We start from the raw sequence: 26,281 nt of genomic DNA on the forward strand, positions 1-26,281 counted from the left end.
GCCAAGGTGCTAAACCGTGAGCGCGAACAACCCTCTTTTACAGTCGTATGACTTGCCACCCTTCTCGGCGATCCGCGCTGAGCACGTCAAACCGGCGATTGACCAGATCCTTGCCGACAACCGTAGCGCGATTGCCGAGATCCTTGTGACCCAGGGCAAACAGCCGACCTGGGCCGGTCTGATCCTGGCCATGGACGAGCTCAATGACCGCCTGGGCGCGGCCTGGAGCCCGGTCAGCCACCTGAATGCCGTGTGCAACAGCGCCGAATTGCGCGAGGCCTATGAGTCTTGCCTGCCAGCGTTGAGTGCCTACTCTACCGAGATGGGCCAGAACCGCGAACTGTTCCAGGCTTTCGAGGCATTGGCCAACAGCCCGGAAGCCGCCGGCTTCGACGTGGCGCAGAAAACCATTCTCGAACACTCGCTGCGTGATTTCCGCCTGTCGGGTATCGACTTGCCGCCTGCACAGCAACAGCGTTATGCCGAGGTGCAGAGCAAATTGTCTGAGCTGGGCAGCCGCTTCTCCAACCAACTGCTCGATGCGACGCAGGCGTGGACCAAGCACGTTACCGACGAAGCCGCCCTCGGCGGCCTGACGGACTCGGCCAAAGCGCAGATGGCCGCCGCAGCCAAGGCCAAGGACCTCGACGGCTGGTTGATCAGCCTGGAATTCCCGAGCTACTACGCGGTAATGACTTACGCCGAAGACCGCGCCCTGCGTGAAGAAATTTACGCGGCCTACTGCACCCGAGCTTCCGATCAGGGCCCGAATGCCGGTCAGAATGACAACGGTCCGGTCATGGAAGACATCCTCGACCTGCGCCGTGAATTGGCCCAGCTGCTCGGTTTTGCCAGCTTCTCCGAGTTGAGCCTGGCGACCAAAATGGCTGAGACCAGCGATCACGTGTTGAGTTTCCTGCGCGATCTGGCCAAACGCAGCAAGCCGTTCGCCGTTCAAGACCTGCAACAGCTCAAGGCCTATGCCGCCGAGCAAGGCTGCGCCGACCTGCAAAGCTGGGACAGCGGTTTCTACGGGGAAAAGCTCCGTGAGCAACGCTACAGCGTCTCCCAGGAAACCCTGCGCGCTTACTTCCCAATCGATAAAGTGCTGACCGGCCTGTTTGCTATCGTGCAGCGCCTGTATGGCATTGAAATCGCCGAGCAAACAGGTTTTGACACCTGGCACCCGGATGTTCGTCTGTTCGAAATCACAGAAAACGGCCAACACGTCGGACGCTTCTTCTTCGACCTCTATGCTCGCGCCAACAAACGTGGCGGCGCCTGGATGGACGGCGCACGGGATCGTCGTCGTACGGCTAAAGGTCTGCTGCAAAATCCGGTGGCGAACCTGGTGTGCAACTTCACCCCTGCGGTAAGCGGCAAGCCTGCGCTGCTGACCCACGATGAAGTGACCACCCTGTTCCACGAATTCGGTCATGGCCTGCATCACCTGCTGACCCGCGTCGAACACGCGGGCGTGTCGGGTATCAACGGCGTGGCGTGGGACGCGGTCGAGTTGCCGAGCCAGTTCATGGAGAACTGGTGCTGGGAGCCTGAAGGCCTGGCGCTGATTTCAGCGCATTACGAAACCGGCGATGCGCTGCCGCAGGACTTGCTGGAAAAAATGCTCGCCGCGAAGAACTTTCAGTCCGGACTGATGATGGTTCGCCAGCTGGAATTCTCGCTGTTCGACTTCGAACTGCACGCCACCCATGGCGACGGTCGCAGTGTGCTGCAAGTGCTTGAGGGCATTCGCGATGAAGTGTCGGTGATGCGTCCGCCGGCCTATAACCGCTTCCCCAACAGCTTCGCGCACATCTTTGCCGGCGGTTACGCGGCGGGTTACTACAGCTATAAGTGGGCTGAAGTGTTGTCGGCCGATGCGTTCTCGAAGTTCGAGGAAGAAGGGGTGTTCAACTCCGACACCGGTCGCGCGTTCCGCGAAGCGATTCTGGCGCGCGGCGGCTCACAGGAGCCGATGGTGCTGTTCGTCGACTTCCGCGGACGTGAGCCGACGATTGACGCACTCTTGCGCCATTCAGGCTTGAGTGAGGGAGCGGCACTATGACTGAGGCACCGGTAACGATCACCAAAAGACGCTTTATTGCCGGGGCTGTCTGCCCGGCGTGCAGCGAGCCTGACAAGTTGATGATGTGGAGCGAGAACGACGTCCCTCATCGCGAATGTGTGGGCTGCGGTTACTCCGACACCCTCAACGAGCAGGGGCTGTCCGTGCCCAAAGAACTCGGCACGCGGGTCAACAAACCAGTGGTAAAAGCGGCCGATCCAAAGGTGCAGGGCGTGCAGTTTTTCCCTAATCCCAAGCTGAAAAAGCCGGTTGATCCAAGCTAGATCGCTGGTTTCCCCCTGCAGGAGATGCCATCCCATCGTCGACGCCGCGCTATCGACGACGGGGCGGGGCCTCCTGCAGGTATTTCCCCGATATCCCCTCCAAAACATAACCGCTCGCCAGAGACGGGAATGGTCTTTTTTCGCCTAAACGAACGGTTATTTCGAATCTGATACCGATTTCATTTGTCGGAATGATCTGATTTTTGATGCTGAAACGATTTTTCTTATTGTTAGCCTGCTACCATTTGTAACTAAAGCTTGCCGGCGTGTTCTGTAATCAAAGTCGTGACACCTTGTCTGTGCGACCCAACAGCCCCGAAAAGACGGGCCGTCCAAGAGCGGCTCCTTAACCGTGATCGCAAGATGAGGTCTCCCATGTCTGAGCAAGACAATCCGCGGCGTGAGTTTCTGCGCAAAACCCTGACGTTGATCCCCGTGGTGACGGTTGCCAGTGCTGGTTTCGGTCTGGGCAGTAGCGTCGTGTTGGCCCAACCACCGGTCGTGACCACCGCCACACCGCCACCCGAAGCCCCTGCCAGTCATGGGGTGTACGAGCCGAATTATTTCACGGCTGAAGAATGGGCCTTCATCAACGCGGCGGTCGCGCGCCTGATTCCGGATGACGAACAAGGTCCTGGCGCCCTGGAAGCCGGTGCGCCGGAATACATTGATCGGCAGATGAACACGCCGTATGCCAGCGGTGCACTGTGGTTCATGCAAGGGCCTTTCGTGGCCGACGCGCCGAAGGAAATGGGTTGGCAGAGCAAGCTGGTGCCCAAGGACATCTACCGTCTGGGCATCGCTGACTGCGACATCTGGTGCAAACAGCAATACGGCAAGGTCTTCGCCGAGTTGAGCCCGTCTGCGCAGGACGAGGCACTCAAGCAGCTGGAAGCAGGCAAGGCGACGTTTGACAGCGTGCCGCCGAGTCTGTTTTTCAATCTGTTGCTGCAAAACACCAAGGAGGGTTTTTTCTGCGACCCGATCCACGGTGGCAATAAGGGCCTGGTTGGCTGGACCATGGTCGGTTTCCCAGGCGCTCGCGCCGATTTCATGGATTGGGTCGAACGCAACGAGCCCTACCCGTTCCCGGCAGTGTCTATTCGCGGCGAGAGGGCTTGAGCATGGCAACCATCATGAAGAAGGTCGATGCAGTGATCATCGGCTTTGGTTGGACCGGCGCAATCATGGCCAAGGAACTCACCGAGGCCGGGCTCAATGTGCTCGCCCTTGAACGCGGACCGATGCAAGACACCTACCCGGACGGTAACTATCCTCAGGTAATCGACGAACTGACCTACAGCGTGCGCAAAAAGCTGTTTCAGGACATCTCCAAGGAAACCGTGACCATCCGTCACAGCGTCAATGACGTGGCCCTGCCTAACCGCCAACTCGGTGCGTTTCTGCCCGGCAATGGTGTGGGCGGCGCGGGTTTGCATTGGTCCGGCGTGCATTTTCGGGTCGACCCAATCGAGCTTCGCATGCGCAGTCATTACGAAGAGCGCTATGGCAAAAGCTTTATCCCCAAGGACATGACCATTCAGGATTTCGGCGTCAGCTATGAAGAGCTGGAGCCGCACTTCGACTTCGCCGAGAAAGTCTTCGGCACCTCCGGTCAGGCGTGGACGGTCAAGGGCGAGAATGTCGGCCAGGGCAAAGGTGGCAATCCATATGCGCCCGATCGCTCCGATCATTTCCCCCTGGTGCCGCAGAAAAGAACCTACTCCGCGCAGCTGTTTCATACAGCTGCCGGCGTCGCGGGCTACAAGCCGTATGACCTGCCCTCGGCCAATACCTCAGGGCCTTACACCAACCCTTATGGCGCGCAGATGGGGCCGTGCAATTTCTGCGGATTTTGCAGCGGGTACGTGTGCTACATGTATTCCAAAGCCTCACCCAACGTGAATATTCTGCCGGCGCTCAAACAGACCCCGACGTTCGAGCTACGGCCCAATTCCCATGTACTGCGAATCAACCTCGACAGCAGCAAAACCAAGGCCACCGGCGTGACTTACGTCGATGCGCAGGGCCGGGAAATCGAGCAGCCGGCGGATCTGGTGATCCTCGGTGCGTTTCAGTTCAATAACGTGCGCATGCTCCTGCTTTCCGGGATCGGCAAGCCTTACGACCCGAAAACCGGAGAGGGTGTGGTCGGCAAAAACTTCGCCTACCAGAACATGGCAACCATCAAGGCGTTCTTCGACAAAGACGTGTACACCAACAACTTCATCGGTGCGGGTGGCGCGGGCGTTGCGATTGATGACTTCAACGCGGACAACTTCGATCACGGGCCGCACGGTTTCGTCGGGGGCTCACCGATGTGGGTCAACCAGGCGGGCAGCCGGCCGATTGCCGGTACGTCGAACCCGCCGGGTACGCCAGCCTGGGGCAGTGCCTGGAAGCGCACCACCGCCGATTTTTATTCGCACCAAGTGTCGATGGACGCCCACGGCGCGCATCAGTCCTACCGGGGTAACTACCTGGATCTCGATCCGACCTACCACGATGCCTACGGCCAGCCTTTATTGCGCATGACCTTCGACTGGCAGGAAAACGACATCAAGATGAACCAGTTCATGGTCTCGAAACTGAGCAAAATTGCCGAAGCCATGAACCCCAAAGCCATCGCCGTGTTGGGCAAAAAAGTGGGCGAGCACTTCAACACAGCTGCCTACCAGACCACCCACCTGAACGGCGGCGCGATCATGGGCACCGACCCGAAAACCAGTGTGATCAATCGCTACCTGCAGAGCTGGGACGTGCATAACGTTTTCGTCCCGGGGGCGTCAGCTTTCCCACAAGGTCTTGGTTATAACCCGACAGGTCTGGTGGCTGCGCTGACCTACTGGTCGGCCAAGGCAATTCGCGAGCAGTACCTGAAAAACCCAGGCCCGCTGGTTCAGGCATAAGGAGCGATGATCATGAAAAATCTGCTTATCGCGACCTTGGCCCTGTGTTTTGGTGCCCCTGCTTTCGCTGTTGATAACCCGGACTCGGGGTTAATCAAACAGGGCGAATACCTGGCGCGTGCCGGTGACTGCGTGGCCTGCCACACCGCGAAGGATGGCAAGCCATTCGCCGGTGGGCTGCCTATGGAAACGCCCATTGGCACGATTTACTCGACCAACATCACCCCGGACAAGACCGGCATAGCCGCCTACAGCTTCGAGGACTTTGACAACGCTGTGCGTCAGGGTGTCGCCAAAAGCGGCAGCACCTTGTACCCCGCCATGCCCTATCCATCGTATGCGCGAGTGACCGAAGCCGACATGCAGGCGTTGTACGCGTACTTCATGAAAGGTGTAGAGCCCGTCGTTCAGGACAACAAGGCCGTCGACATCCCCTGGCCATTGAGCATGCGCTGGCCGTTGACGGGCTGGCGCTGGATGTTCGCGCCGAAGGTCGAGGCCTATCGGGCACCAGTCGCGCAAGATGCAGTGGTCAGTCGTGGCGCGTACCTGGTTGAAGGCCTTGGCCATTGCGGCGCGTGCCACACACCGCGGGCCATCAGCATGCAGGAAAAAGCCTTGAGCGCGAATGAAGGCAGCGTATTCCTGTCCGGCAGCGCACCGCTTGAAGGCTGGATCGCCAAAAGCCTGCGTGGCGATCATAAAGATGGCCTGGGGAGCTGGTCCGAGGCGCAGCTGGTTCAGTTCCTCAAAACCGGCCGCAGCGACCGCAGCGCAGTGTTCGGTGGTATGACCGACGTGATCGTGCACAGCATGCAATACATGAGCGATGAAGATTTGACCGCCATCGCCCGTTACCTGAAAACTCTGCCTGCCAACAACCTCGACGATCAGCCCCATCAATACGATGAGCAGGTCGCCAAAGCGCTGTGGAAAGGCGATGACAGCAAAGCCGGCGCTGCGGTCTACATCGATAACTGCGCCGCCTGCCACCGCACCGATGGCCACGGCTATACCCGCGTGTTCCCGGCACTGGCAGGCAACCCGGTGTTGCAGTCCGAAGACGCGACCTCGTTGATTCACATCGTCCTCAAAGGCGGCACGCTGGCGGCGACCCATACCGCGCCGTCGACCTTCACCATGCCCGCCTACGCCTGGCGTCTGTCGGATCAGGAAGTGGCTGATGTGGTCAACTTCATCCGCAGCAGTTGGGGGAATCAGGCGGGAACGGTGAAGGCTGGGGATGTCGCAAGCATCCGCAAGGCCGGTTGATTAATGTGTGAGGGACCGCTCGCCCGGTGACGCTAGGCAAAAGGGTTGATCGCGGATACTGTATGCATAGACAGTATCCGGAGAACCCTAATGCCCACTGCTCTGCCCCCGCGCGGACGCGGAACCGCGAGTAATCCACACAATCGCTTCGCGCCCAACCGTTCGGTCGCGGAGGATGACGGCTGGTATCAGGAAGTACCGCGGACCCAAGGCACCGAGGTGTGTAGCGAGACGGCGAAAACCATTATTACGCGCAACACCTCGCCGGACATTCCTTTCGACCGCTCCATCAATCCTTATCGCGGCTGTGAGCACGGTTGCATTTATTGTTATGCGCGGCCCAGCCACGCCTATTGGGACATGTCGCCTGGGCTGGATTTCGAGACCAAGCTGATCGCCAAGACCAACGCTGCTGCGGTGTTGGAGCAGCAACTGTCCAAGCCGGGCTACCGATGCGCGCCGATCACGTTGGGGTCCAATACCGATCCTTATCAGCCGATTGAGCGTGAATACAAAATCACCCGCGCGACCCTGGACGTGTTGTTGCGCTATCGTCATCCGGTGACGATCATCACCAAGGGGTCGTTGATTCTGCGTGACCTTGATCTGCTCGCCGAGTTGGCAAAGCAGCGGCTGGTGTCGGTGTTTATCAGCCTGACGACCCTTGATGATGAGCTCAAACGTATCCTTGAGCCTCGTGCGGCGGCGCCCAAGGCGCGGCTGAGGGCGATTCGGGTGATGCGTGAGGCGGGTATTCCCGTTGGCGTGTTGTGCGCGCCCATGATCCCGATGATCAACGACAGTGAGCTGGAAAGCTTGCTGGCTGAAGCCAAGGCGGCCGGTGCATTGAGCGCAAGCTACGTGATGCTGCGTTTACCGCTGGAGGTCGCCCCGTTGTTCGAGGAGTGGCTTCAGGCGCACTATCCACAGCGGGCAGCGCATGTCATGAGCCTGATTCGGCAGAGTCGCGGCGGCGAGGTGTATGACAGTCGTTTTGGCGTACGGATGCGCGGTGAAGGACCATTCGCCGATTTGCTGGCCCGGCGTTACAGTGTGGCGATCAAGCGGTTGGGCCTGAACCGGCGCGAAGGCTTTGATCTGGATTGCGACGCGTTTTGTCCGCCAGGGGGGCAGATGTCGTTGTTGTAGTGAGGCAGTCCCCATTGGCCCCGGGAACCTCGGCCTAGGGCGTTTTATTAAGTTTCAATTAAGCTTGGACGGCTACTGTCGACCCTGGAGTGACTGATCAGTCGCGCTCCAGGAGCAGCAGGAAAATCCACATCAATCCGTCAGAGAGAACCAGACATGAGTGACATGGATAAACAGCCTCCGGCTGCGTCGGCCAGCGCCTCGCCAGAGACGGAAAATGCCGAGGCAGCGCTTCAGCATATCGTTGACGGTTTTTTGCATTTTCGTCATGAGATCTTCCCGCAGCAGGAAGAACTCTTCAAGAAGCTCGCCACGGCTCAGCGTCCTCGGGCCATGTTCATCGCCTGCGCCGATTCACGCATCGTTCCCGAGCTGATCACCCAAAGCGCCCCCGGCGACCTGTTCGTTACCCGTAACGTCGGGAATGTCGTGCCGCCTTACGGTCAGATGAATGGCGGCGTTTCCACCGCCATTGAATACGCGGTCATCGCCTTGGGCGTGCAGCACATCATCATTTGCGGGCATTCCGATTGCGGCGCCATGCGCGCCGTCCTCAACCCTCAAACTCTGGAGAAAATGCCCACGGTCAAGGCATGGCTGCGGCATGCCGAAGTCGCCAAGACGGTGGTCGAAGACAACTGTCATTGCGCCAATGAACAGGAAAGCATGCACGTGTTGACCCAGGAAAACGTCATCGCCCAGTTGCAGCATTTGCGCACGCACCCTTCGGTAGCGTCGAAGATGGCCAGTGGTCACTTGTTCATCCACGGTTGGGTCTACAGCATCGAGACCAGCGAAATCCTGGCTTACGATGCCTCGCAAGACCGGTTTCTGCCGCTCGACGGCACCCATCCGATACCGGTGGCAACACCCAGAGCGCGGTTTTAGACGCTCGCGTCTGATTCACAGCTGACTTTCATAAAATCCTTCTTGGGCCTTTAACGGCAGTGCTTTCTATGCGCTGGCGGGCCTTGTTACGTCTGAAGAATCCCGGAGAGTCGTCATGGGTACTGCAGAACTGAAATCCGTTTTGCCTCGGGAGCTATTGGCTTCCGTGGTGGTGTTCCTCGTCGCCCTGCCCTTGTGCATGGGTATTGCCATTGCCTCGGGCATGCCGCCTGCCAAAGGGCTGATCACGGGCATTATCGGTGGTCTGGTGGTGGGTTGGCTGGCCGGCTCGCCGTTGCAGGTCAGCGGTCCGGCCGCCGGTTTGGCTGTCCTGGTCTTTGAAGTGGTGCGCGAACACGGGATGGCGATGTTGGGGCCGATCCTGCTTCTGGCGGGTCTGCTGCAGGTTTTGGCGGGGCGCTTCAAGCTTGGCTGCTGGTTTCGGGTCACCGCGCCTGCGGTGGTCTACGGCATGCTCGCCGGGATTGGCGTGCTGATCGTCCTGTCTCAAGTGCATGTGATGTTTGATGGCGGACCCAAACCGTCCGGGCTGGATAACCTGATCGGGTTCCCCGCGAGACTGATCCAGGCTATCGGGCCGGGCACCGGCTTACAGGCCGGGATGCTTGGGCTGGGTACGATTGTGGTGATGTGGCTGTGGGACAAATGGCGACCAACGGCGTTGCGCTTTGTACCGGGCGCGTTGCTGGGTGTCGGTCTTGTCACCGTTGTCAGCCTGGCGTTCGCCCTGCAAATCAAGCGCGTCGAGGTGCCGGCCAATCTTGCTGAAGCCATCGACTGGTTGCGCCCCGCCGACCTGCTGAGTCTGGCGGATCCGGGTATTTTGATCGCGGCCTTCGCGGTGGCATTTATCGCCAGTGCCGAGACGTTGTTGTCCGCCGCTGCGGTGGATCGCATGCACAATGGCCCGCGTTCGGATTTCGACCGGGAACTGACCGCCCAAGGAGTGGGCAACATGCTCTGCGGTTTGCTCGGTGCCCTGCCGATGACCGGGGTCATTGTGCGCAGCTCGGCCAACGTCCAGGCCGGTGCTCGTACACGGCTGTCAGCGGTTTTTCACGGCGTCTGGTTATTGGCCTTCGTGTTGCTGCTGTCCAGTGTGCTGCAAAGCATTCCGGTCGCCAGCCTGGCGGGCGTTCTGGTCTATACCGGGTTGAAACTGGTCGACCTCAAGGCCTTTCGCGGGCTGGGTCGCTATGGCCGGATGCCGATGTTCACCTACGCCGCAACTGCAGTGGCGATCATCTTTACGGATCTGTTGACCGGAGTATTGATCGGTTTCGGTATGACCTTGGCCAAACTGGCCTGGAAAGCATCGCGTTTGAAGGTCAGTCTGGTTGATCTCGAAGCCGAGGGGGAAATGGAGTTGCGATTGATGGGCGCTGCGACCTTCCTCAAAGTCCCGATGTTGACCCGGATTCTGGGGACCGTTCCGCACGGCAGCACGGTGCATGTGCCGCTCAATAACCTGAGTTATATCGACCACTCGTGTCTTGAGCTGCTTGAAGAGTGGGGACGCGCCAATGCGGCCACAGGCTCGCGGTTGATCATCGAGCCTCGTGGCCTTAAGCGTCGACTGGAGGGGAGATTGCGCACAACGGCAGGCCTTGGTTCGGCCTGAGTCGTGCGCGGTGTGGCGGTGCGCTGCAAGCCGTGGTGTCAGACGGCGCGGGTTTGCTCTAGATCAAGCCCGACGCCCAGCTGGCGCGACAGACACGGCCAGCGCTTCCATGCGGCTTCGGTGTCCGGGCTGATCAGGCGGTCGCGATAGGCTTCGACGGAATCGAGCGCGAAGCTTTCATCGTCGAGCATTTCGTCTACGGCATGATGGACGGCTTCGTCCAGTTGATTGGCGAACGCTTCGCCAATCAACTGGTGGGCAATCACGCTGGCCACGGTGGTATTCGATGGAATCAGCGGTTGGCCGAAGTGCTTGATGTAGAGGTCATTCACTTCTTCGACCAGACGATGGGCCAGATAGGCTTCATCCAGCAGGCTGTCCAGACCCTCGTGGCCGTCCATGATTGTCGGCGGCTGAAGAAAAAAGTGTTCGGCGATCTTCAATACGGGTTTGATTTGATCCTCGATACCGGCTTCGAGCGCGACCTCGTGGGCGGCGTCGAGCAAGTCCGGAACCAACTCGATATAAGCTGCAACAAAACGTGTCAGAACACCCTTTGCGTCCAGTTCAGGCAGGTGAATGGCAGGGTGAAGGTGTGGCAATTGAGTTTCCAGCTGACGTGACAATTGGCCGGTTTCGGCCTCGTGTTGATGTGCACGTTGAATCTGCTCGCGCAAAGCGGCGGTGTTCATGAAGGCTCCTGAAAGCAGTGAAGCAGGATTGAAAAGAAAACGAAGTCATACGGTAGCGTGCTTATAAAATTTTATAAGACGCATTTGTCATAACAAATTCACATTTATGTGAATGAGATCTAAGGCGTGTCCAATTGCGTTACACATTTCGCGCCCGATATAGCCCCGAATCGACAATTTAGCCAGCTAACTAGTTTCGCCACATCGCATTGCGAGGTCTGAGTCGCTGTCTATACTCGGGGCTGAAGGAAGATTAGCTGGTGACGCCCGACTGCATTTGCAGCCCTGGCCCCGACCGCCAAGTCCCCATTCTTGGCCGTCGCTCCCTTGGCCGCAGGTGAAAGCCGGCGGGATAACAAGAACGATAAGGGGAACCCGCAATGATGCGACATCCACATGTCTGGATGGGCCTCCTGTTGTGGTCGGTATTCAGCCAGGCACAAGCCGCCTGGACCACGAATATGGCGCCGGGAGCGACTGTAGTCAGTCACGAAGTATTCGACCTGCACATGACCATCTTCTGGATCTGTGTGGTGATCGGCGTTGTGGTATTTGGCGCCATGTTCTGGTCGATGATCGTCCACCGTCGCTCCACCGGTCAGGTGGCAGCCAAGTTTCATGAGAGCACGACCGTCGAAATTCTCTGGACGATTGTGCCCCTCCTGATCCTTATCGTAATGGCCATTCCGGCGACCAGAACCCTGATCAAGATGTACGACACCAGTGAGTCGGCGCTTGATATTCAGATCACCGGTTATCAGTGGAAATGGCATTACAAATACCTGGGGCAAGACGTCGAGTTCTTCAGCAACCTGGCGACCCCGGCGGCTCAGATTCATAACAAAGAAGCCAAGGGCGAAAATTACCTGCTGGAAGTCGACGAACCGTTGGTGGTCCCGGTGGGTGTGAAAATACGCTTTTTGGTGACCGCAGCCGATGTTATCCACTCCTGGTGGGTGCCGGCCTTTGCGGTTAAACGCGATGCCATTCCGGGGTTCGTCAACGAAGCCTGGACCCGCGTCGATACGCCTGGCATCTATCGCGGTCAGTGCTCTGAACTGTGCGGCAAGGACCACGGTTTCATGCCCATTGTGGTCGAGGCCAAGTCCCAGGCCGATTTTGATACCTGGCTGGCGGGACGCAAAGCCGAGACGGTCAAACTAAAAGAACTGACCAGCAAAGACTGGACACTGGATGAGCTGGTCGCCCGCGGCGACAAGGTCTACCACACCACCTGCGTGGCGTGTCACCAGGCCGAGGGTCAGGGTTTGCCACCGATGTTCCCGGCGCTGAAAGGCTCGAAGGTGGCCACCGGGCCTAAGGCAGACCACTTGAGCACGGTCTTCCATGGTCGGCCAGGCACGGCCATGGCGGCGTTCGGCAAACAGCTTTCCGAGGTCGATATCGCGGCGGTGGTGACCTACGAGCGTAATGCATGGGGTAACAGCAAAGGCGACATGGTCACCCCCAAAGACGTGCTGGCTCTGAAACAGGCGGACAGCAAATGATCCCTTCAATTGCCTATTCCTCTCGTTTCGCCCTGGCGTGCTTCGCTCCCCGTTTTGCAGGAGACAGGACATGAGTGCAGTGATCGATGACCATGGCCACGCCGGCCATGATGACCACGCTCACGGCCCCGCAAAAGGCCTGATGCGTTGGGTGCTGACGACTAACCACAAAGACATTGGCACGCTGTACCTGTGGTTCAGCTTCTGCATGTTTTTACTGGGCGGCTCTTTCGCCATGGTGATTCGTGCCGAGCTGTTCCAGCCGGGTCTGCAAATCGTCGAGCCGGCCTTCTTCAACCAGATGACCACCATGCACGGGCTGGTGATGGTGTTCGGTGCAGTGATGCCCGCGTTCGTCGGCCTCGCCAACTGGATGGTCCCGTTGATGATCGGCGCACCGGACATGGCCCTGCCGAGGATGAACAACTTCAGTTTCTGGTTGCTCCCGGCTGCGTTCCTGTTGCTGGTGTCGACGCTGTTCATGCCGGGTGGTGGGCCGAACTTCGGCTGGACCTTCTACGCCCCGCTGTCGACCACCTACGCGCCGGAAAGCGTGACCTTCTTCATCTTCGCCATCCACTTGATGGGCATCAGCTCGATCATGGGCGCGATCAACGTGATCGCGACCATTCTCAACCTGCGTGCGCCCGGCATGACCTTGATGAAAATGCCGCTGTTCGTCTGGACCTGGCTGATCACGGCCTTCCTGTTGATTGCGGTGATGCCGGTGCTGGCAGGTTGCGTGACCATGATGTTGATGGACATCCACTTCGGCACCAGCTTCTTCAGTGCGGCGGGCGGCGGTGACCCGGTGTTGTTCCAGCACGTGTTCTGGTTCTTCGGGCACCCTGAGGTGTACATCATGATCCTGCCGGCATTCGGCGCGGTCAGCTCGATCATCCCGACCTTCTCGCGCAAACCGCTGTTTGGCTACACGTCGATGGTGTATGCCACGGCGAGTATCGCCTTCCTGTCGTTCATCGTCTGGGCCCACCACATGTTCGTGGTCGGTATCCCGCTGGTGGGCGAGTTGTTCTTCATGTATGCCACCCTGCTGATCGCCGTGCCCACCGGGGTCAAGGTGTTCAACTGGGTCAGTACCATGTGGCAGGGGTCGCTGACCTTCGAGACACCGATGCTGTTCGCGGTGGCGTTCGTGATCCTATTTACCATTGGCGGTTTTTCCGGGCTCATGCTGGCGATAGCCCCGGCGGACTTCCAGTATCAGGACACCTACTTCGTGGTCGCGCATTTCCACTATGTACTGGTGCCGGGTGCGATCTTCGGGATCTTCGCGTCGGCCTATTACTGGTTGCCGAAATGGACCGGACACATGTATGACGAAACCCTCGGCAAGCTGCATTTCTGGTTGTCGTTCGTGGGCATGAACATGGCCTTCTTCCCGATGCACTTCCTTGGTTTGGCGGGCATGCCGCGCCGGATTCCGGATTACAACCTGCAGTTCGCCAACTTCAACATGGTGTCGTCCATCGGTGCCTTCACCTTTGGCGCGACGCAGCTTTTCTTCCTGTTCATCGTGATCAAAACCATTCGTGGTGGTCCGCCAGCACCGGCCAAACCGTGGGACGGCGCTGAGGGCCTGGAGTGGAGTATTCCTTCGCCTGCGCCCTATCACACCTTCACGACACCTCCGGAAGTGAAATGACATGAGCGAAGCGCGCTCGATCAAACGCCTGGTGATCCGCCTGTTATTGCTGGTGGTCGTGATGTTCGCCTTCGGTTTTGCTTTGGTGCCGCTGTACGACGTGATGTGCAAAACGCTCGGTATCAACGGCAAGACCGGCGATAAATATGAAGGGTCGCAGGTCGTTGATCTGAATCGTCAGGTGCGGGTGCAGTTTGTCTCGAGCAACAACGTCGACATGGTTTGGGACTTCTACCCCAAGGCGGAGGAACTGATTGTGCATCCCGGTGCGGTCAACGAGATGCTGTTCGTGGCCCATAACCCGACCAACAAGCCGATGACGGCGCAGGCTGTCCCCAGCATTTCGCCGGGCGACGTCGCGGTTTACTTCCACAAGACCGAATGCTTTTGCTTCACCCAGCAAGTGCTGCAGCCGGGGGAACGCATTGAAATGCCGGTGCGATTCATCGTTGATCGCGACCTGCCCAAGAGCCAGAAAGAACTGACGCTCGCTTACACGCTGTTCGATATCACCGCTCGCCAACCACCGGCTGCAAAAGTGGCAAGCAATGGCGGTTAGGACCTGGATTCATCCAGGGCGCCCGATAAGGAGAACAATAAGATGGCAATTTACGAGCATTACTACGTTCCCGCGCAAAGCAAATGGCCGATCATCGCCACGGTTGGCATGTTCGTCACGATGTTCGGCCTGGGCACTTGGTTCAACGACATGAAGGCAGGACGGCCTGATTCCCACGGGCCACTGATCTTTTTCGTCGGCGGCCTGCTACTGGCCTACATGCTGTTTGGCTGGTTCGGTGCCGTGATCAAGGAAGGCCGCAGCGGTCTGTACAGTGCGCAGATGGATCGCTCGTTCCGCTGGGGTATGAGCTGGTTCATTTTTTCTGAAGTGATGTTCTTTATCGCCTTCTTTGGTGCCCTGTTTTACGTGCGCAACCTGTCGGGTCCCTGGCTGGGCGGTGAGGGCTCCAAGGGCATCTCACACATGCTCTGGCCTAATTTCCAGTACGCCTGGCCGCTGATGAATACCCCTGATCCAAAACTTTTCCCGGGTCCTAAAGAGATCATCAATCCGTGGCATTTGCCGCTGATCAACACCCTTTTGCTGGTCAGCTCCAGTGTCACGGTCACCATCGCTCACCATGCGTTGAAAAAAGGCCATCGCGGCGCCCTGAAAATCTGGCTGGCACTGACGGTCTTGTTGGGGCTGGGTTTTCTGGCGTTGCAGGCTACCGAATACATCGAGGCCTATCACGAGCTGGGGCTGACCCTCGGCTCAGGCATTTATGGCGCAACCTTCTTCATGCTCACCGGGTTTCACGGGGCCCACGTCACCATCGGCACGATCATTCTGTTTGTGATGTTGATGCGGGTGATGCGGGGGCACTTTGATGCCGAGCATCAATTCGGCTTCGAGGCGGCGAGTTGGTATTGGCACTTTGTCGACGTGGTGTGGATCGGCCTGTTTGTCTTTGTCTACGTCTTGTAGAGGCAAGGCTTACCAGCTGACGTGAGAGACCAATTGACCACTGTAGAAGCCCCACGCAATCAGGATGACGGTGATGGCGGTCAGGCTGACACGCACGGTCAGGGCCCTTACCACTCGGGTGGAACCGCTGTCGTCTTTGACTAGAAAGAACAGGCCGCTGAATAGACTGATCATCGTGGCAATAAGCAGTAGAACAATCGCCGCTTTGAGCATGATGAAACTCCATGACGTTGGGGGAGGTATAGGCGATGTATTGCAGTATAGCTACCCACAATGGGGGCATGTCATGAAGCGCTTCCAACCTGGCCGGGCACCGACAGTGGTGGTGTTTCTGTTACTGCCGCTGCTGATTTTTCTCGGCTTCTGGCAGCTTGATCGAGGCGAGGAAAAACGCGTATTGCTGACCCATTACGCCGAGCGCCGCGCGGCTGAACCGATGCCGGGCACCCACCTCGAACAAACAGTCGACCCCGCCTATCGTCGCGTGCAGTTGCGCGGCCAGTTCGACGCCGAACACACCCTGCTCCTGGACAACAGCACCCGTGGCGGCAGGCCCGGTGTCGAGTTGATCCAACCGTTTCACGATCAGGCCAGCGGGTTGTGGCTGCTGGTCAATCGTGGCTGGCTGCCTTGGCCGGAACGTCGCACGCCGCCGGTATTCAACACCCCCAGCCAAGTCTTGAACCTCAACGCCTGGGTGTATGTGCCGTCTGGCGCCACCTTCCAATTAGCGCCCGACCCTGTGGGTGCCCCATGGCCGCGTTTGGTCACGGCGGTGGATCCGACAACGCTCTGGCCCGAACTGGGACGCCAGGGGTATGCCGATGAATTGCGGCTTGAGCCGGGCGTTGCCGCGTATCAACTCGATTGGCCGGTGGTGGCGATGGGCCCGGAAAAACACCTCGGTTACGCCGTTCAGTGGTTCGCCATGGCGGCGGCGCTGTTCGGCCTTTATCTGTACCTCGGATTACACAACGCCAAGGAGAAAAACCATGGGAGCGGCCATGAATCCACTCAACATGTCTGAAACACGCGCGCCGCAGGGTCGCCGCAAGGGACGTTTGCAACTGATTCTGGTGTTGCTGGTGGCCCTCGGCCCGATCCTTCTGGCGACCGGCATGTACAAGTTGCAGTTCTGGGTGCCGGACGGCCGCAGCTACCACGGCGAGCTGATCGGTAACGGGCAAGGTCGCGCCGACCTCGGGGTGCCGGCCGACGAGCCCCGTTGGCAACTGCTGGTCAGTGCGCCGCAGGGCTGTGCGGCAGATTGCCAACAGCTGGTCTATCTGGCGCGGCAGGTCCAGATCGGTCTTGGCCGTGATGCGACTCGCGCCAGCCATGCGCTGGCTACCGCACAACCGCTGGAGGCCAATTACTCGGCGAAGCTGACGCGCGAATACCCGCAGTTGCAGCGCTATCCGCTGGATCTATCGCGGTACAACACCCTTGCACCCGGCGTTGAAGCGCCACACCTCTGGATCGTCGATCCCCACGGCAACCTGGTGCTGCGTTACGACGCCAAGGTCGACGGCAAGGACCTGCTCAACGATCTACGCCAACTGTTGAAACTGTCGAACATCGGATAGGGCATCGTCATGGCCAGACCTGGATTTCGCCTCGCTTTGTTTGCCACGCTGCTTGCGCTGGTTGTGGTGTTGCTCGGTGCCTACACCCGGCTGACCCACGCAGGGTTGGGATGTCCGGACTGGCCTGGCTGTTACGGTTTTATCAGTGTGCCCAACAGCGAGACGCAACTGGCGCATGCCGAATTGCACTTTCCCGAGGCACCGGTAGAAGCCCGCAAGGGCTGGAACGAGATGGTCCACCGTTACTTCGCGGGCACGCTGGCGCTGATGATCATGGCGCTGGCGGCCCAGGCCGTGCGTCGTCGCCATAACGGTGGGCAGCCGCTGAAATTGCCGCTGCTGATGCTCTGCGTGGTCATCGCTCAGGCCGCGTTTGGCATGTGGACGGTGACCCTCAAGCTATGGCCGCAGGTGGTTACGGCGCATTTACTCGGCGGCGTCGCGACCTTGAGCCTGCTGTTTTTGCTGACGCTGCGTTTGTCCGGGGCCTTTGCACCCTTGCCGCAGCTACCTTCTCGATTACGCCTTCTGGCGGCGTTGGGGTTGGTGCTGGTGATTGGGCAAATCGCCCTCGGCGGCTGGGTCAGCTCCAACTATGCCGCAGTGGCCTGTATCGACTTGCCCACCTGTCATGGCGAATGGTGGCCCAAAGCAGACTTCGCCAATGGCTTTCACCTCACGCAGCACATAGGCCCGAACTATCTGGGGGGGCAACTGGACAGTGATGCCCGCACCGCGATCCACCTGACGCATCGCGTCGGCGCAGTCGTGGTGACCTTGGTACTGCTGGCGCTGGCCTGGCAACTGCAGCGAGCCGGGCTCAAAGGCATGGCTTCTCTGGTTTTGCTGGCCCTGGCGGCTCAGGTGGGATTGGGTATCAGCAACGTGATTTTTCATCTGCCGCTGCCGATTGCCGTGGCCCATAACGCTGGTGGTGCGGCCTTGATGTTGACCCTGACCCTGGTGAATTACCGCACACGCTCAGCCCTTGGTTGGGCGACCAAGACGAAACGCCGACACCGCTTTGAAGTGCAAGGATCGGCTCACGGGCAGCTTCAACCCGGCAAATAACCTGGCACAGAATAATAACGAGAAGGAGAGACGCCATGGCTACTCTAATCAGCGAGCGACACAGCCAGGCCATTTGGCGTGACTACCTCGAACTGACCAAGCCCAAAGTGTTGGTGCTGATGCTGATCACCTCACTGGTCGGCATGTTCCTCGCCACACGCGCTGGAGTGCCTTGGACGGTACTGGTGTTTGGCAACATGGGGATCGCTTTTTGCGCGGGCGGCGCGGCGGTGGTCAATCACGTGGTGGATCGACGCATTGATGCCGTGATGGCACGCACCCACAAGCGACCAATCGCTGAAGGACGCGTGTCACCTGCGTCGGCCATGACCTTTGCCTTGCTGCTGGCGGTGGCCGGGCAAGCCTTGCTGTTGGCGTTCACCAACCCGCTCACGGCGTGGCTGACGCTGGCCTCGTTGCTCGGCTATGCAGTGATTTACACCGGCTTTTTGAAGCGCGCCACACCGCAGAATATTGTGATCGGCGGCCTGGCCGGGGCCGCGCCGCCGCTGCTGGGTTGGGTTGCCATCACCGGGCATGTCAGCGCCGAACCGCTGCTGCTGGTGCTGATCATCTTCGCCTGGACCCCGCCGCACTTCTGGGCGCTGGCGATCCATCGCAAAGAGGAATACGCCAAGGCAGACATCCCGATGCTGCCCGTCACCCACGGCGAGCATTACACCAAGGTGCATATTCTGCTGTACACCTTCGTCCTGCTCGCGGTCAGCCTCATGCCCTACGTGATTCACATGAGCGGCATGCTGTACCTGCTGTGTGCCCTGGGGCTGGGTGCGCGCTTTCTGCAATGGGCCTGGGTGCTGTACCGTGGCAGTAAGCCGCACGCGGCGATCAACACCTTCAAGTACTCTATTTACTACTTGTTCCTGCTGTTTATCGCGCTGCTTGTCGACCACTACTTATTGTTGAATCTATGACTCGAGTTCAGAAAACCGTTTTTATTCTGGTCGCCCTGGTGGCGTTGGTCCTGGGCCTTACCGTCAACAAGGTGCTGTCTGGCAGAGGACAGGGCGATCCGACGGCGCTGATTGATGCAGGCATCATCCTGCTACCTACCAGCCGCAGTCTGCCTGACGTGAAGATGACCAATCAGGATGGCAAGCCGGTCGTCATGAATGAGTTGAAGGGTAAATGGACGATGCTGTTTTTCGGCTATACTTTTTGCCCGGATATCTGCCCAACCACGCTCGCCCAGCTGCGCCAGATCAAAAGCGAATTACCCAAGGACGTTGTGGGCAAGCTGCAAATCGTATTGGTCAGCGTCGACCCCAATCGCGATACACCGCAGCAGCTCAAGCAATACCTGGGCTACTTCGACCCCGAGTTCCAGGGAGTGACCGCGCCCGTCGACGACATCCAGAAACTCGCCAACGCCGTGAGCATTCCATTCATCCCTGCCGACACCAGTAAGCCCAACTACACCGTCGACCACAGCGGCAACCTCGCCCTGCTTGGTCCGGACGGCACCCAGCGCGGGTTTATCCGGTCGCCGCTGAATAACCAGAAAATGATCGCGCAATTGCCGGGGTTGTTGGTCCGGGAGTAACCGGACGCTGATGGCCGTTTCGCGAATGAAGGCGACATCACTTGGCAAACAACTGGCCAATGTCTTTGAAGGCTTTGAACTCCAGCGCATTGCCACACGGGTCGAGCAGGAACATGGTCGCCTGCTCGCCCACCTGGCCCTTGAAGCGAATGTATGGCTCGATAACGAACGCGGTTTCCCGGGATTGGAGTCGATCGGCCAGCGCTTCCCATTGATCCCATTCCAGCACCACGCCGAAATGCGGCACGGGCACATCATGGCCGTCCACCGGATTGCTCAGGGCTTGCTCCTGCGACGTGCTTTTTGCTTGGTGGTGAATCACCAACTGGTGGCCGAAGAAATTGAAGTCGACCCAATGCTCGCTGCTGCGGCCTTCGCTGCAACCGAATACATCGCCGTAGAAATGCCGGGCAGCCGCCAGGTCATAGACCGGTACCGCCAAGTGGAAGGGGGGCAGCGCCATGACAAGCATCCTCGTTCAGGGAGTGAAAGTGTCCTGAGTCTAGGCTAATGGCGCGTGGGGGTGTTTGATCAGAATGCCGGAACGATTGCACCCTGGTATTTTTCCAGCATGAATTGCTTCAGTTCCGGGCTGTGCAAGGCGACGACCAGTTTTTGCATGGCAATCGAGTCTCTGTTTTCCGGACGTGCTACGAGGATGTTCACGTAAGGCGAGTCGCTGCCTTCGATGAGCAACGCGTCTTTGGCAGGGTCCAGTTTGACGCTCATCGCGTAGTTGGTGTTGAGCAGCGTCAGGTCAACCTGGGTAACCACGCGCGGCAATGTGGCCGCTTCCAGCTCGCGGAATTTCAGGTTTTTCTGGTTCTCGGCGATGTCTTGAGGCTTTGACAAGATGTTGCCCGGATCTTTAAGCGTGATCAGCCCGGCTTTGGTCAGCAACAGCAAGGCTCGACCTTCGTTGGCGGGTTCGTTGGGTAAGGCGATGTTGGCGCCATCGGGCAGGTCGTCGATCTTTTTTAGTAGGCCGTTCGAGTAAGCGCCCATGGGCTCGACGTGAACCTTGGTCACGGCAATCAGGTCGGTGCCGTTGCTTTTGTTGAACTCATTCAGGGCCGGCTGATGCTGGAAGAAGTTCGCGTCGAGGCTTTTATCCGCGAGCAGCGCATTGGGCTGGATGTAGTCGCTGAATACCTTGATTTGCAGGTCGATCCCTTCCTTGGCCAGCATCGGCTTGATGAACTCAAGAACCTCCGCATGGGGCACAGCCGAGGCGCCGACGGTCAAAGTTTCATCGGCGTGCGCGCCCAGAGCAACAACTGCAGCCAATGCGGCGAGTAGCTTTTTCATGCACTAACTCCGTTGAAACGGCCGCCTGCTGACGGGGCGGCTCTGGCCGGTCGGGCCTTGGCGGATCGGCGACCCGCCATTGTGTTTAGCGATTGCTGTTATCGGTGGGTGAAGTGCGTCACCAGCTTGTCGCCGATGGTTTGCAGAATCTGTACCAGCACCAATAACAATACGACCGTGACAAACATCACATCGTTCTGGAAGCGTTGATAACCATAGCGAATAGCCAGGTCGCCCAGACCTCCGGCACCGACTGCACCGGCCATCGCGGTGAACGACACCAGTGCGATAGCCGTGACGGTTATGGCCGCCAGAATGCCGGGCCGCGCTTCTGGCAACAGTGCCTTGATGATGATTTGCCGAGTGGTGGCACCCATGGCCTGGGTCGCTTCGATGATGCCGCGATCCACTTCCCTCAATGCGGTCTCGACCAGGCGAGCGAAGAAGGGCGTGGCGCCCGCCACCAGTGGCGGCAAGGTGCCGAGGACCCCGAGCGATGTGCCGGTGATGATTTCGGTCAGTGGCATCATCACGATCAGCAAAATGATGAACGGCAACGCCCGCAGCAGGTTGACGATCAATGCCACGCCGGAATACAGACGGTCGTTCTCCAGTAACTGGCGCGGCGAGGTCAGGAACATCAACACGCCCAGCGGCAGCCCCAAGAGCACGGTAAAGGCCAGGGAAACGCCGAGCATCACCAGGGTGTCGCCCGTGGCGATCCAGATTTCGTACCAGTCGACGTTGGAAAACAGGTGGGTCAGGGCATCCATCAACGCAGCACCTCCATGTGAACATCCGCGGCGGTGAAGCGGGCGAAGGCTGCTTCCATGTCGCCACCGGTAATGGCCAGGGTCAGTTGCCCATAGGGGGTGTCTTTGATCCGGTCGATGCGCCCGGCGAGGATGCTGTAATCGACCCCGGTCTCCCGGGCGACAGTGCCCAGTAGCGGTGCGTAGGTGGCATCACCCTGGAACGTCAGGCGCACGATGCGGCCCTGCACATGGGCGAAATCATCGCGCAGTTCACCTTCGTCGATTTGCTCGTCTTCTTGCACGAAACGCTTGGTGGTCGGGTGCTTGGGATGCAGGAACACATCCGTCACGCTGCCCTGCTCGACGATCCTCCCGGCATCCATGACGGCAACGTGGTCGCAGACGCGGCGGATCACGTCCATCTCGTGGGTGATCAGGACAATGGTCAGATTAAGCTCGCGATTGATCTCGGCCAGCAATTGCAGGACCGATGCCGTGGTTTGCGGGTCAAGGGCGCTGGTGGCTTCGTCGCACAGCAGGATTTTCGGCTTGGTCGCCAGCGCACGGGCAATACCTACCCGCTGCTTTTGCCCGCCAGACAACTGGGTCGGGTATTTCTTTGCCTGATCGGACAGGCCCACGCGCTCAAGCAGTTCGGCCACGCGCTGATCGATCTGGCTGCGTGACATATCACCGGCCAGGGTCAACGGCATGGCAACGTTATCGGCGACGGTCTTGGAGGACAGCAGATTGAAGTGCTGGAATATCATCCCGACCTGTTGCCGGAAGCCTCGCAGAGCGTTGGCGTCGAACGCGGTGACATCTTCACCGTCGACGATGATCTGCCCGCCACTCGGGGTTTCCAGGCGATTGATCAGGCGCAGCAACGTGCTTTTTCCCGCGCCGGAATGACCAATCAGGCCGAAGACCTGACCGTCTTCGACACGCAGGCTGGTGGGATGCAGGGCGGGAATTTCCCGATCTGCGACCCGATAGGTTTTATGGACGTTATGAAACTCGATCACGTAGCGAACCTTGTGGGGGCGCGGTAAGAAAGGGTGGTGGAAGTGGCCGGATGCTCAGGCGTTCTTACTACCAGCGGACACCGGCTGGATAAGCCGGGCGCGCATTTTAGCCTGTCCAGCTGGAGGTTCTTAGCATTTATTTGATGGCAAACCTGCGAAACGGCAATAACGAGGTCGGTGGCGGCGGATTGCAGTGGTTTGCCTGTTGGTTAGACCAAAGGTCATGAAAAACACGGAACGGCTGTTTTGAGCCTGAGTCAGTAATAAAGCGTCTCGATTTTCCTGAATGACGTGCCAGGAAAGGTTTTGCCGATCAGGCCCCGCGATTCAACCCGCGCCAGGGCCGCCCGCAACCGAGGAGTTTTAGTCTGATGGCTACCAAGAAGACCACAACCACTACCACGACCGGCGCCAGTTCCAATGTCAGCCACAGCCAGCTGGCTGGCACTGACACCCTGGACCGTGGCAATACCAACGCCAAGCTGGACAGCCTGGAGCCGTTCCGTTCCGATGCCACCGAGCAGGCGCTACGCACCAATCAGGGCGTAAAAATTTCCAATAACCAGAACACGCTCAAGGTCGGTGATCGGGGTCCGTCCTTGCTTGAAGATTTCATCATGCGTGAAAAAATCACCCACTTTGACCATGAGCGCATTCCCGAGCGCATCGTGCATGCGCGGGGCACGGCGGCGCACGGTTACTTCCAGACCTATGAAAACCATGCCGCCCTGACCAAGGCCGGTTTCCTCCAGGACCCGGGGAAAAAGACCCCAGTGTTCGCGCGATTTTCCACCGTCCAGGGGCCGCGTGGCTCGGGCGATACCGTGCGTGACGTGCGCGGATTTGCGGTGAAGTTTTACACCGATGAAGGCAACTTCGATCTGGTCGGCAACAACATGCCGGTGTTCTTCATTCAGGACGCGATCAAGTTCCCGGACTTCGTTCACGCGGTAAAACCCGAGCCTCATAATGAAATGCCCACCGGCGGCTCCGCTCACGATACGTTCTGGGATTTCGTTTCGCTGGTGCCGGAGTCGGCGCATATGGTGCTGTGGACGATGTCCGACCGGGCCATCCCGAAAAGCCTGCGGACCATGCAGGGGTTTGGCATCCACACCTTTCGCTTGATCAACGCGGACGGTAAGTCGAGCTTCGTTAAATTCCACTGGAAGCCCAAATTTGGCGTGTGCTCGCTGCTCTGGGACGAGGCGCAGAAGCTGGCTGGCAAGGACACGGACTTCCACCGTCGAGACTTATGGGAGTCGATTGAAACCGGCGATTACCCCGAATGGGAATTCGGTGTGCAGATTATCGCGGAGGAGGATGAGCATACATTCGATTTCGACCTGCTCGACCCGACCAAGCTCATCCCCGAGGAGTTAGTGCCGGTGACGCCGTTGGGCAAAATGGTGCTTAACCGCAACCCGGACAACTTTTTCGCCGAGACCGAGCAGGTTGCGTTCTGCCCTGGGCATATCGTGCCGGGCATCGACTTCTCCAATGATCCGCTGCTGCAAGGTCGACTGTTTTCCTACACCGACACGCAGATCAGCCGTCTGGGCGGACCGAACTTCCACGAGATTCCGATCAACCGCCCTGTCGCACCCAACCACAACGGGCAACGTGACGCGCAACATCGCACCACCCTCGACAAGGGGCGCGCGTCTTACGAGCCTAACTCCATTGACGGTGGCTGGCCGAAAGAGACGCCGCCCGGGGCTCAGGATGGGGGTTTCGAGACCTATCCAGAGCGCCTCGAAGCGCACAAGGTTCGTCGTCGTAGTGAATCGTTCGCCGACCATTTTTCACAAGCGACCCTGTTCTTCCAAAGCATGAGCGACCATGAGAAAGAACACATCATCGCGGCCTACAGCTTTGAGTTGGGCAAGGTGGAGCGCACCTGGATTCGTGAGCGTCAGGTGAATGAGATTCTGGCCAATATCGACCTGAAGCTGGCCGCGCGCGTGGCACAAAACCTCGGTTTGCCTGCGCCGACTGCCGGTACCGTGCCCGGAAAGGCGGCGGTGACTCAATCCCCTGCGCTGAGCCAGGTCAACTTGCTGTCGGGCACCATTGTTTCGCGCAAAGTGGCCATCCTTGCAGCCAACGGCGTCGATGGTGCTGCCATCGCTGCGCTGAAGAAGGCCCTGGAAGTCGAAGGTGCGCACGCCAGGCTGCTAGGGCCTACCTCGGCGCCCGTCACCACGGCGGATGGCAAGCACCTCGCGGTGGACGCCTCTATGGAAGGCATGCCGTCGATCGCTTTCGACGCGGTGTTTGTGGCGGGCGGGGCCGAGTCGGTGAAAGCACTGAGCGCCAATGGCGTGGCATTGCACTTCGTGCTCGAGGCCTACAAGCACCTCAAGGCTATTGCGTTGAATGGGGAAGCAAAACAATTGCTGGACGTGCTGCATCTGTCAGCTGATGAAGGCTTGCTGGTTGGCGGTAATGACAGCAAGGCGTTCAAGGCGTTTTTCGCGGCGATGGCCCAGCATCGGGTGTGGGCGCGTGAGCCTAAAACCAAGGCTGTTCCGGCGTGATGACACACGGTCGACTGTAACTCCAGGAGCGCGCTTGCAAAATCGCATAAACCGTCAGCGTTTTTGGGACCGCTTCGCGGTCCATCGCGGGCAAGCACGCTCCTACAGTTGATTTTCGTCGCACATAAGTCTGTGGAGGACGCTACAGCTTCGCGGGTTTGAGAACGATATGCGCAGGTTGGCTGCGATCGATCTGCCGCTCCAGCTGTAATTCAAAGTCAGGATTGATTTTGATGACCCGTTTGGTCAACAAGGTTGCCAACCACGGGTAATCATCAGTGCGTGGCACTTGCAGGATCACTTGGCAGTTGAAAGCGGTCACGTCTGCGGCAATCGCGTCAAACTGGCGACGTAACTGCGTCATATCGCCGATTTTAAGTGCGATGGTGGTGCTTTCGACGGTGGGGTCGATTACCTTCGCGATACGTTTGGCTTCCGCAGCTTTCAGCTCGGCTTCGGCTTTTTCCAGTTCGGCTTTGCGTGCCTGGGTAATTGCACCATTCACGCCGCTAGTGAGCGCCGGGGCCTTGGGCATGAGTGCTCGGGCGCGGCTCAATGCGGTGGCCGCAGCGTTCACATCGCCCTTTTGCAGGACGATTTGACTGCGCTTCAAGTACGCCTCTGCCAACTGGTGTTGGTACTGCTCGATGCGCGGGTCGTCTGGCATCTGCGTTTGCAGAGCCTGCAACTGGTCTTCAGCGGTGGCCAGTTCGCTGCTGGCGATACTTTGCTCAAGCTGCTCAAAGCCCGTGGGCGCGGCGGCAGGCGCGGGCGTTTCGACTGTCGGCGCACTTTGGCAGGCGCCCAACAGGATGGAAAATGCGGCAAGGAGCAGATAACGGGAGGCGAACAGCTTCATTCCTGC

25 protein-coding genes are annotated in these 26,281 nt (G+C 58.9%); 18 read left to right on the forward strand and 7 right to left on the reverse strand.

What is annotated here, in order from left to right; genetic code table 11:
• Positions 1-16: 16 nt before the first annotated feature.
• The 8 genes from prlC (at position 17) to RHM55_RS15200 (ending at position 10,212) form a co-directional block, all read left to right on the forward strand.
• Complete coding sequence (gene prlC / locus RHM55_RS15165) at positions 17-2,068, forward strand: oligopeptidase A (RefSeq protein WP_322177156.1); 2,052 nt, start codon at positions 17-19, stop codon at positions 2,066-2,068.
• Positions 2,065-2,352 carry a YheV family putative zinc ribbon protein gene (locus RHM55_RS15170; protein ID WP_322177157.1) on the forward strand — a complete coding sequence of 96 codons (288 nt, stop codon included), beginning with the start codon at positions 2,065-2,067 and terminating at the stop codon, positions 2,350-2,352. The genes prlC and RHM55_RS15170 overlap by 4 nt, the downstream gene beginning before the upstream one ends.
• Before the next feature lie 375 nt (positions 2,353-2,727).
• The gene (locus tag RHM55_RS15175; RefSeq protein WP_322177158.1) at positions 2,728-3,474 is read left to right on the forward strand and encodes a gluconate 2-dehydrogenase subunit 3 family protein; all 747 of its coding nucleotides are present in this window, start codon (positions 2,728-2,730) and stop codon (positions 3,472-3,474) included.
• Between the two features lie 2 nt (positions 3,475-3,476).
• On the forward strand, positions 3,477-5,261 hold the full coding sequence (locus RHM55_RS15180) for a GMC family oxidoreductase (RefSeq protein ID WP_322177159.1): 1,785 nt from the start codon (positions 3,477-3,479) through the stop codon (positions 5,259-5,261).
• Positions 5,262-5,273: 12 nt separating this feature from the next.
• Positions 5,274-6,533, forward strand: a complete 1,260-nt coding sequence (locus tag RHM55_RS15185; RefSeq protein WP_322177160.1) for a cytochrome c — start codon at positions 5,274-5,276, stop codon at positions 6,531-6,533.
• A 90-nt stretch (positions 6,534-6,623) separates the two neighbouring features.
• Positions 6,624-7,682: a PA0069 family radical SAM protein gene (locus RHM55_RS15190; protein WP_322177161.1), complete on the forward strand. Its 1,059-nt coding sequence runs from the start codon at positions 6,624-6,626 to the stop codon at positions 7,680-7,682.
• Positions 7,683-7,838: 156 nt separating this feature from the next.
• The gene (locus RHM55_RS15195) at positions 7,839-8,570 is read left to right on the forward strand and encodes a carbonic anhydrase (protein WP_322177162.1); all 732 of its coding nucleotides are present in this window, start codon (positions 7,839-7,841) and stop codon (positions 8,568-8,570) included.
• Between the two features lie 115 nt (positions 8,571-8,685).
• Entirely contained in the window at positions 8,686-10,212 is a 1,527-nt protein-coding gene (locus RHM55_RS15200) for a SulP family inorganic anion transporter (RefSeq protein ID WP_322177163.1), read from the forward strand.
• A 38-nt stretch (positions 10,213-10,250) separates the two neighbouring features.
• Here the strand turns inward: RHM55_RS15200 and RHM55_RS15205 are convergent, their stop codons facing one another.
• Positions 10,251-10,904 carry a hypothetical protein gene (locus tag RHM55_RS15205; protein ID WP_322177164.1) on the reverse strand — a complete coding sequence of 218 codons (654 nt, stop codon included), beginning with the start codon at positions 10,902-10,904 and terminating at the stop codon, positions 10,251-10,253.
• 380 nt (positions 10,905-11,284) lie between these two features.
• On the opposite strand from RHM55_RS15205, the gene coxB reads away from it, so the two are divergent.
• From coxB to RHM55_RS15225, 4 genes are all read left to right on the forward strand, one after another.
• Positions 11,285-12,412, forward strand: coding sequence for a cytochrome c oxidase subunit II (coxB, locus tag RHM55_RS15210; protein ID WP_322177165.1), 1,128 nt, complete (start codon positions 11,285-11,287; stop codon positions 12,410-12,412).
• 70 nt (positions 12,413-12,482) lie between these two features.
• The gene (gene ctaD, locus RHM55_RS15215; protein WP_322177166.1) at positions 12,483-14,078 is read left to right on the forward strand and encodes a cytochrome c oxidase subunit I; all 1,596 of its coding nucleotides are present in this window, start codon (positions 12,483-12,485) and stop codon (positions 14,076-14,078) included.
• A gap of 1 nt (position 14,079) precedes the next feature.
• A complete protein-coding gene (locus RHM55_RS15220) occupies positions 14,080-14,637 on the forward strand; it encodes a cytochrome c oxidase assembly protein (RefSeq protein ID WP_322177167.1) in 558 nt (185 codons plus the stop codon).
• A 42-nt stretch (positions 14,638-14,679) separates the two neighbouring features.
• Positions 14,680-15,567, forward strand: coding sequence for a cytochrome c oxidase subunit 3 (locus tag RHM55_RS15225; protein WP_322177168.1), 888 nt, complete (start codon positions 14,680-14,682; stop codon positions 15,565-15,567).
• Between the two features lie 9 nt (positions 15,568-15,576).
• On the opposite strand, the gene RHM55_RS15230 is transcribed toward RHM55_RS15225, so the two are convergent.
• Positions 15,577-15,780, reverse strand: a complete 204-nt coding sequence (locus RHM55_RS15230; protein WP_322177169.1) for a twin transmembrane helix small protein — start codon at positions 15,778-15,780, stop codon at positions 15,577-15,579.
• A gap of 73 nt (positions 15,781-15,853) precedes the next feature.
• Between RHM55_RS15230 and RHM55_RS15235 the strand changes: the two genes are divergently transcribed.
• Genes RHM55_RS15235 through RHM55_RS15255 form a run of 5 tightly spaced genes read left to right on the forward strand, consistent with a single transcriptional unit; the run spans position 15,854 to position 19,788 of the window.
• Entirely contained in the window at positions 15,854-16,594 is a 741-nt protein-coding gene (locus tag RHM55_RS15235; RefSeq protein ID WP_322177170.1) for an SURF1 family protein, read from the forward strand.
• Complete coding sequence (locus tag RHM55_RS15240) at positions 16,560-17,153, forward strand: hypothetical protein (protein ID WP_322177171.1); 594 nt, start codon at positions 16,560-16,562, stop codon at positions 17,151-17,153. The genes RHM55_RS15235 and RHM55_RS15240 overlap by 35 nt, the downstream gene beginning before the upstream one ends.
• Positions 17,154-17,162: 9 nt before the next feature.
• Complete coding sequence (locus RHM55_RS15245) at positions 17,163-18,224, forward strand: COX15/CtaA family protein (RefSeq protein WP_407074612.1); 1,062 nt, start codon at positions 17,163-17,165, stop codon at positions 18,222-18,224.
• 35 nt (positions 18,225-18,259) lie between these two features.
• Positions 18,260-19,159 carry a heme o synthase gene (gene cyoE, locus RHM55_RS15250; protein ID WP_322177172.1) on the forward strand — a complete coding sequence of 300 codons (900 nt, stop codon included), beginning with the start codon at positions 18,260-18,262 and terminating at the stop codon, positions 19,157-19,159.
• Positions 19,156-19,788 (forward strand): SCO family protein, encoded by a 633-nt coding sequence (locus RHM55_RS15255; protein ID WP_322177173.1) that lies wholly within the window; start codon positions 19,156-19,158, stop codon positions 19,786-19,788. The genes cyoE and RHM55_RS15255 overlap by 4 nt, the downstream gene beginning before the upstream one ends.
• 37 nt (positions 19,789-19,825) lie before the next feature.
• On the opposite strand, the gene RHM55_RS15260 is transcribed toward RHM55_RS15255, so the two are convergent.
• From RHM55_RS15260 to RHM55_RS15275, 4 genes are all read right to left on the reverse strand, one after another.
• The gene (locus RHM55_RS15260; RefSeq protein ID WP_322177174.1) at positions 19,826-20,251 is read right to left on the reverse strand and encodes a VOC family protein; all 426 of its coding nucleotides are present in this window, start codon (positions 20,249-20,251) and stop codon (positions 19,826-19,828) included.
• Between the two features lie 68 nt (positions 20,252-20,319).
• The gene (locus tag RHM55_RS15265; protein ID WP_322177175.1) at positions 20,320-21,096 is read right to left on the reverse strand and encodes a MetQ/NlpA family ABC transporter substrate-binding protein; all 777 of its coding nucleotides are present in this window, start codon (positions 21,094-21,096) and stop codon (positions 20,320-20,322) included.
• 98 nt (positions 21,097-21,194) lie between these two features.
• Positions 21,195-21,869: a methionine ABC transporter permease gene (locus tag RHM55_RS15270; protein WP_322177176.1), complete on the reverse strand. Its 675-nt coding sequence runs from the start codon at positions 21,867-21,869 to the stop codon at positions 21,195-21,197.
• Entirely contained in the window at positions 21,869-22,876 is a 1,008-nt protein-coding gene (locus RHM55_RS15275; RefSeq protein WP_219063298.1) for a methionine ABC transporter ATP-binding protein, read from the reverse strand. The genes RHM55_RS15270 and RHM55_RS15275 overlap by 1 nt, the downstream gene beginning before the upstream one ends.
• Positions 22,877-23,247: 371 nt before the next feature.
• Here RHM55_RS15275 and katE point away from each other — a divergent pair, with 371 nt between their 5' ends.
• The gene (gene katE / locus RHM55_RS15280) at positions 23,248-25,416 is read left to right on the forward strand and encodes a catalase HPII (RefSeq protein ID WP_322177177.1); all 2,169 of its coding nucleotides are present in this window, start codon (positions 23,248-23,250) and stop codon (positions 25,414-25,416) included.
• 142 nt (positions 25,417-25,558) lie between these two features.
• On the opposite strand, the gene RHM55_RS15285 is transcribed toward katE, so the two are convergent.
• Positions 25,559-26,275, reverse strand: coding sequence for a PA5502 family lipoprotein (locus tag RHM55_RS15285; protein ID WP_322177178.1), 717 nt, complete (start codon positions 26,273-26,275; stop codon positions 25,559-25,561).
• Between the last annotated feature and the right edge of the window lie 6 nt (positions 26,276-26,281).

This window comes from Pseudomonas sp. MH9.2 (assembly GCF_034353875.1).
Classification (GTDB): Bacteria; Pseudomonadota; Gammaproteobacteria; order Pseudomonadales; family Pseudomonadaceae; genus Aquipseudomonas.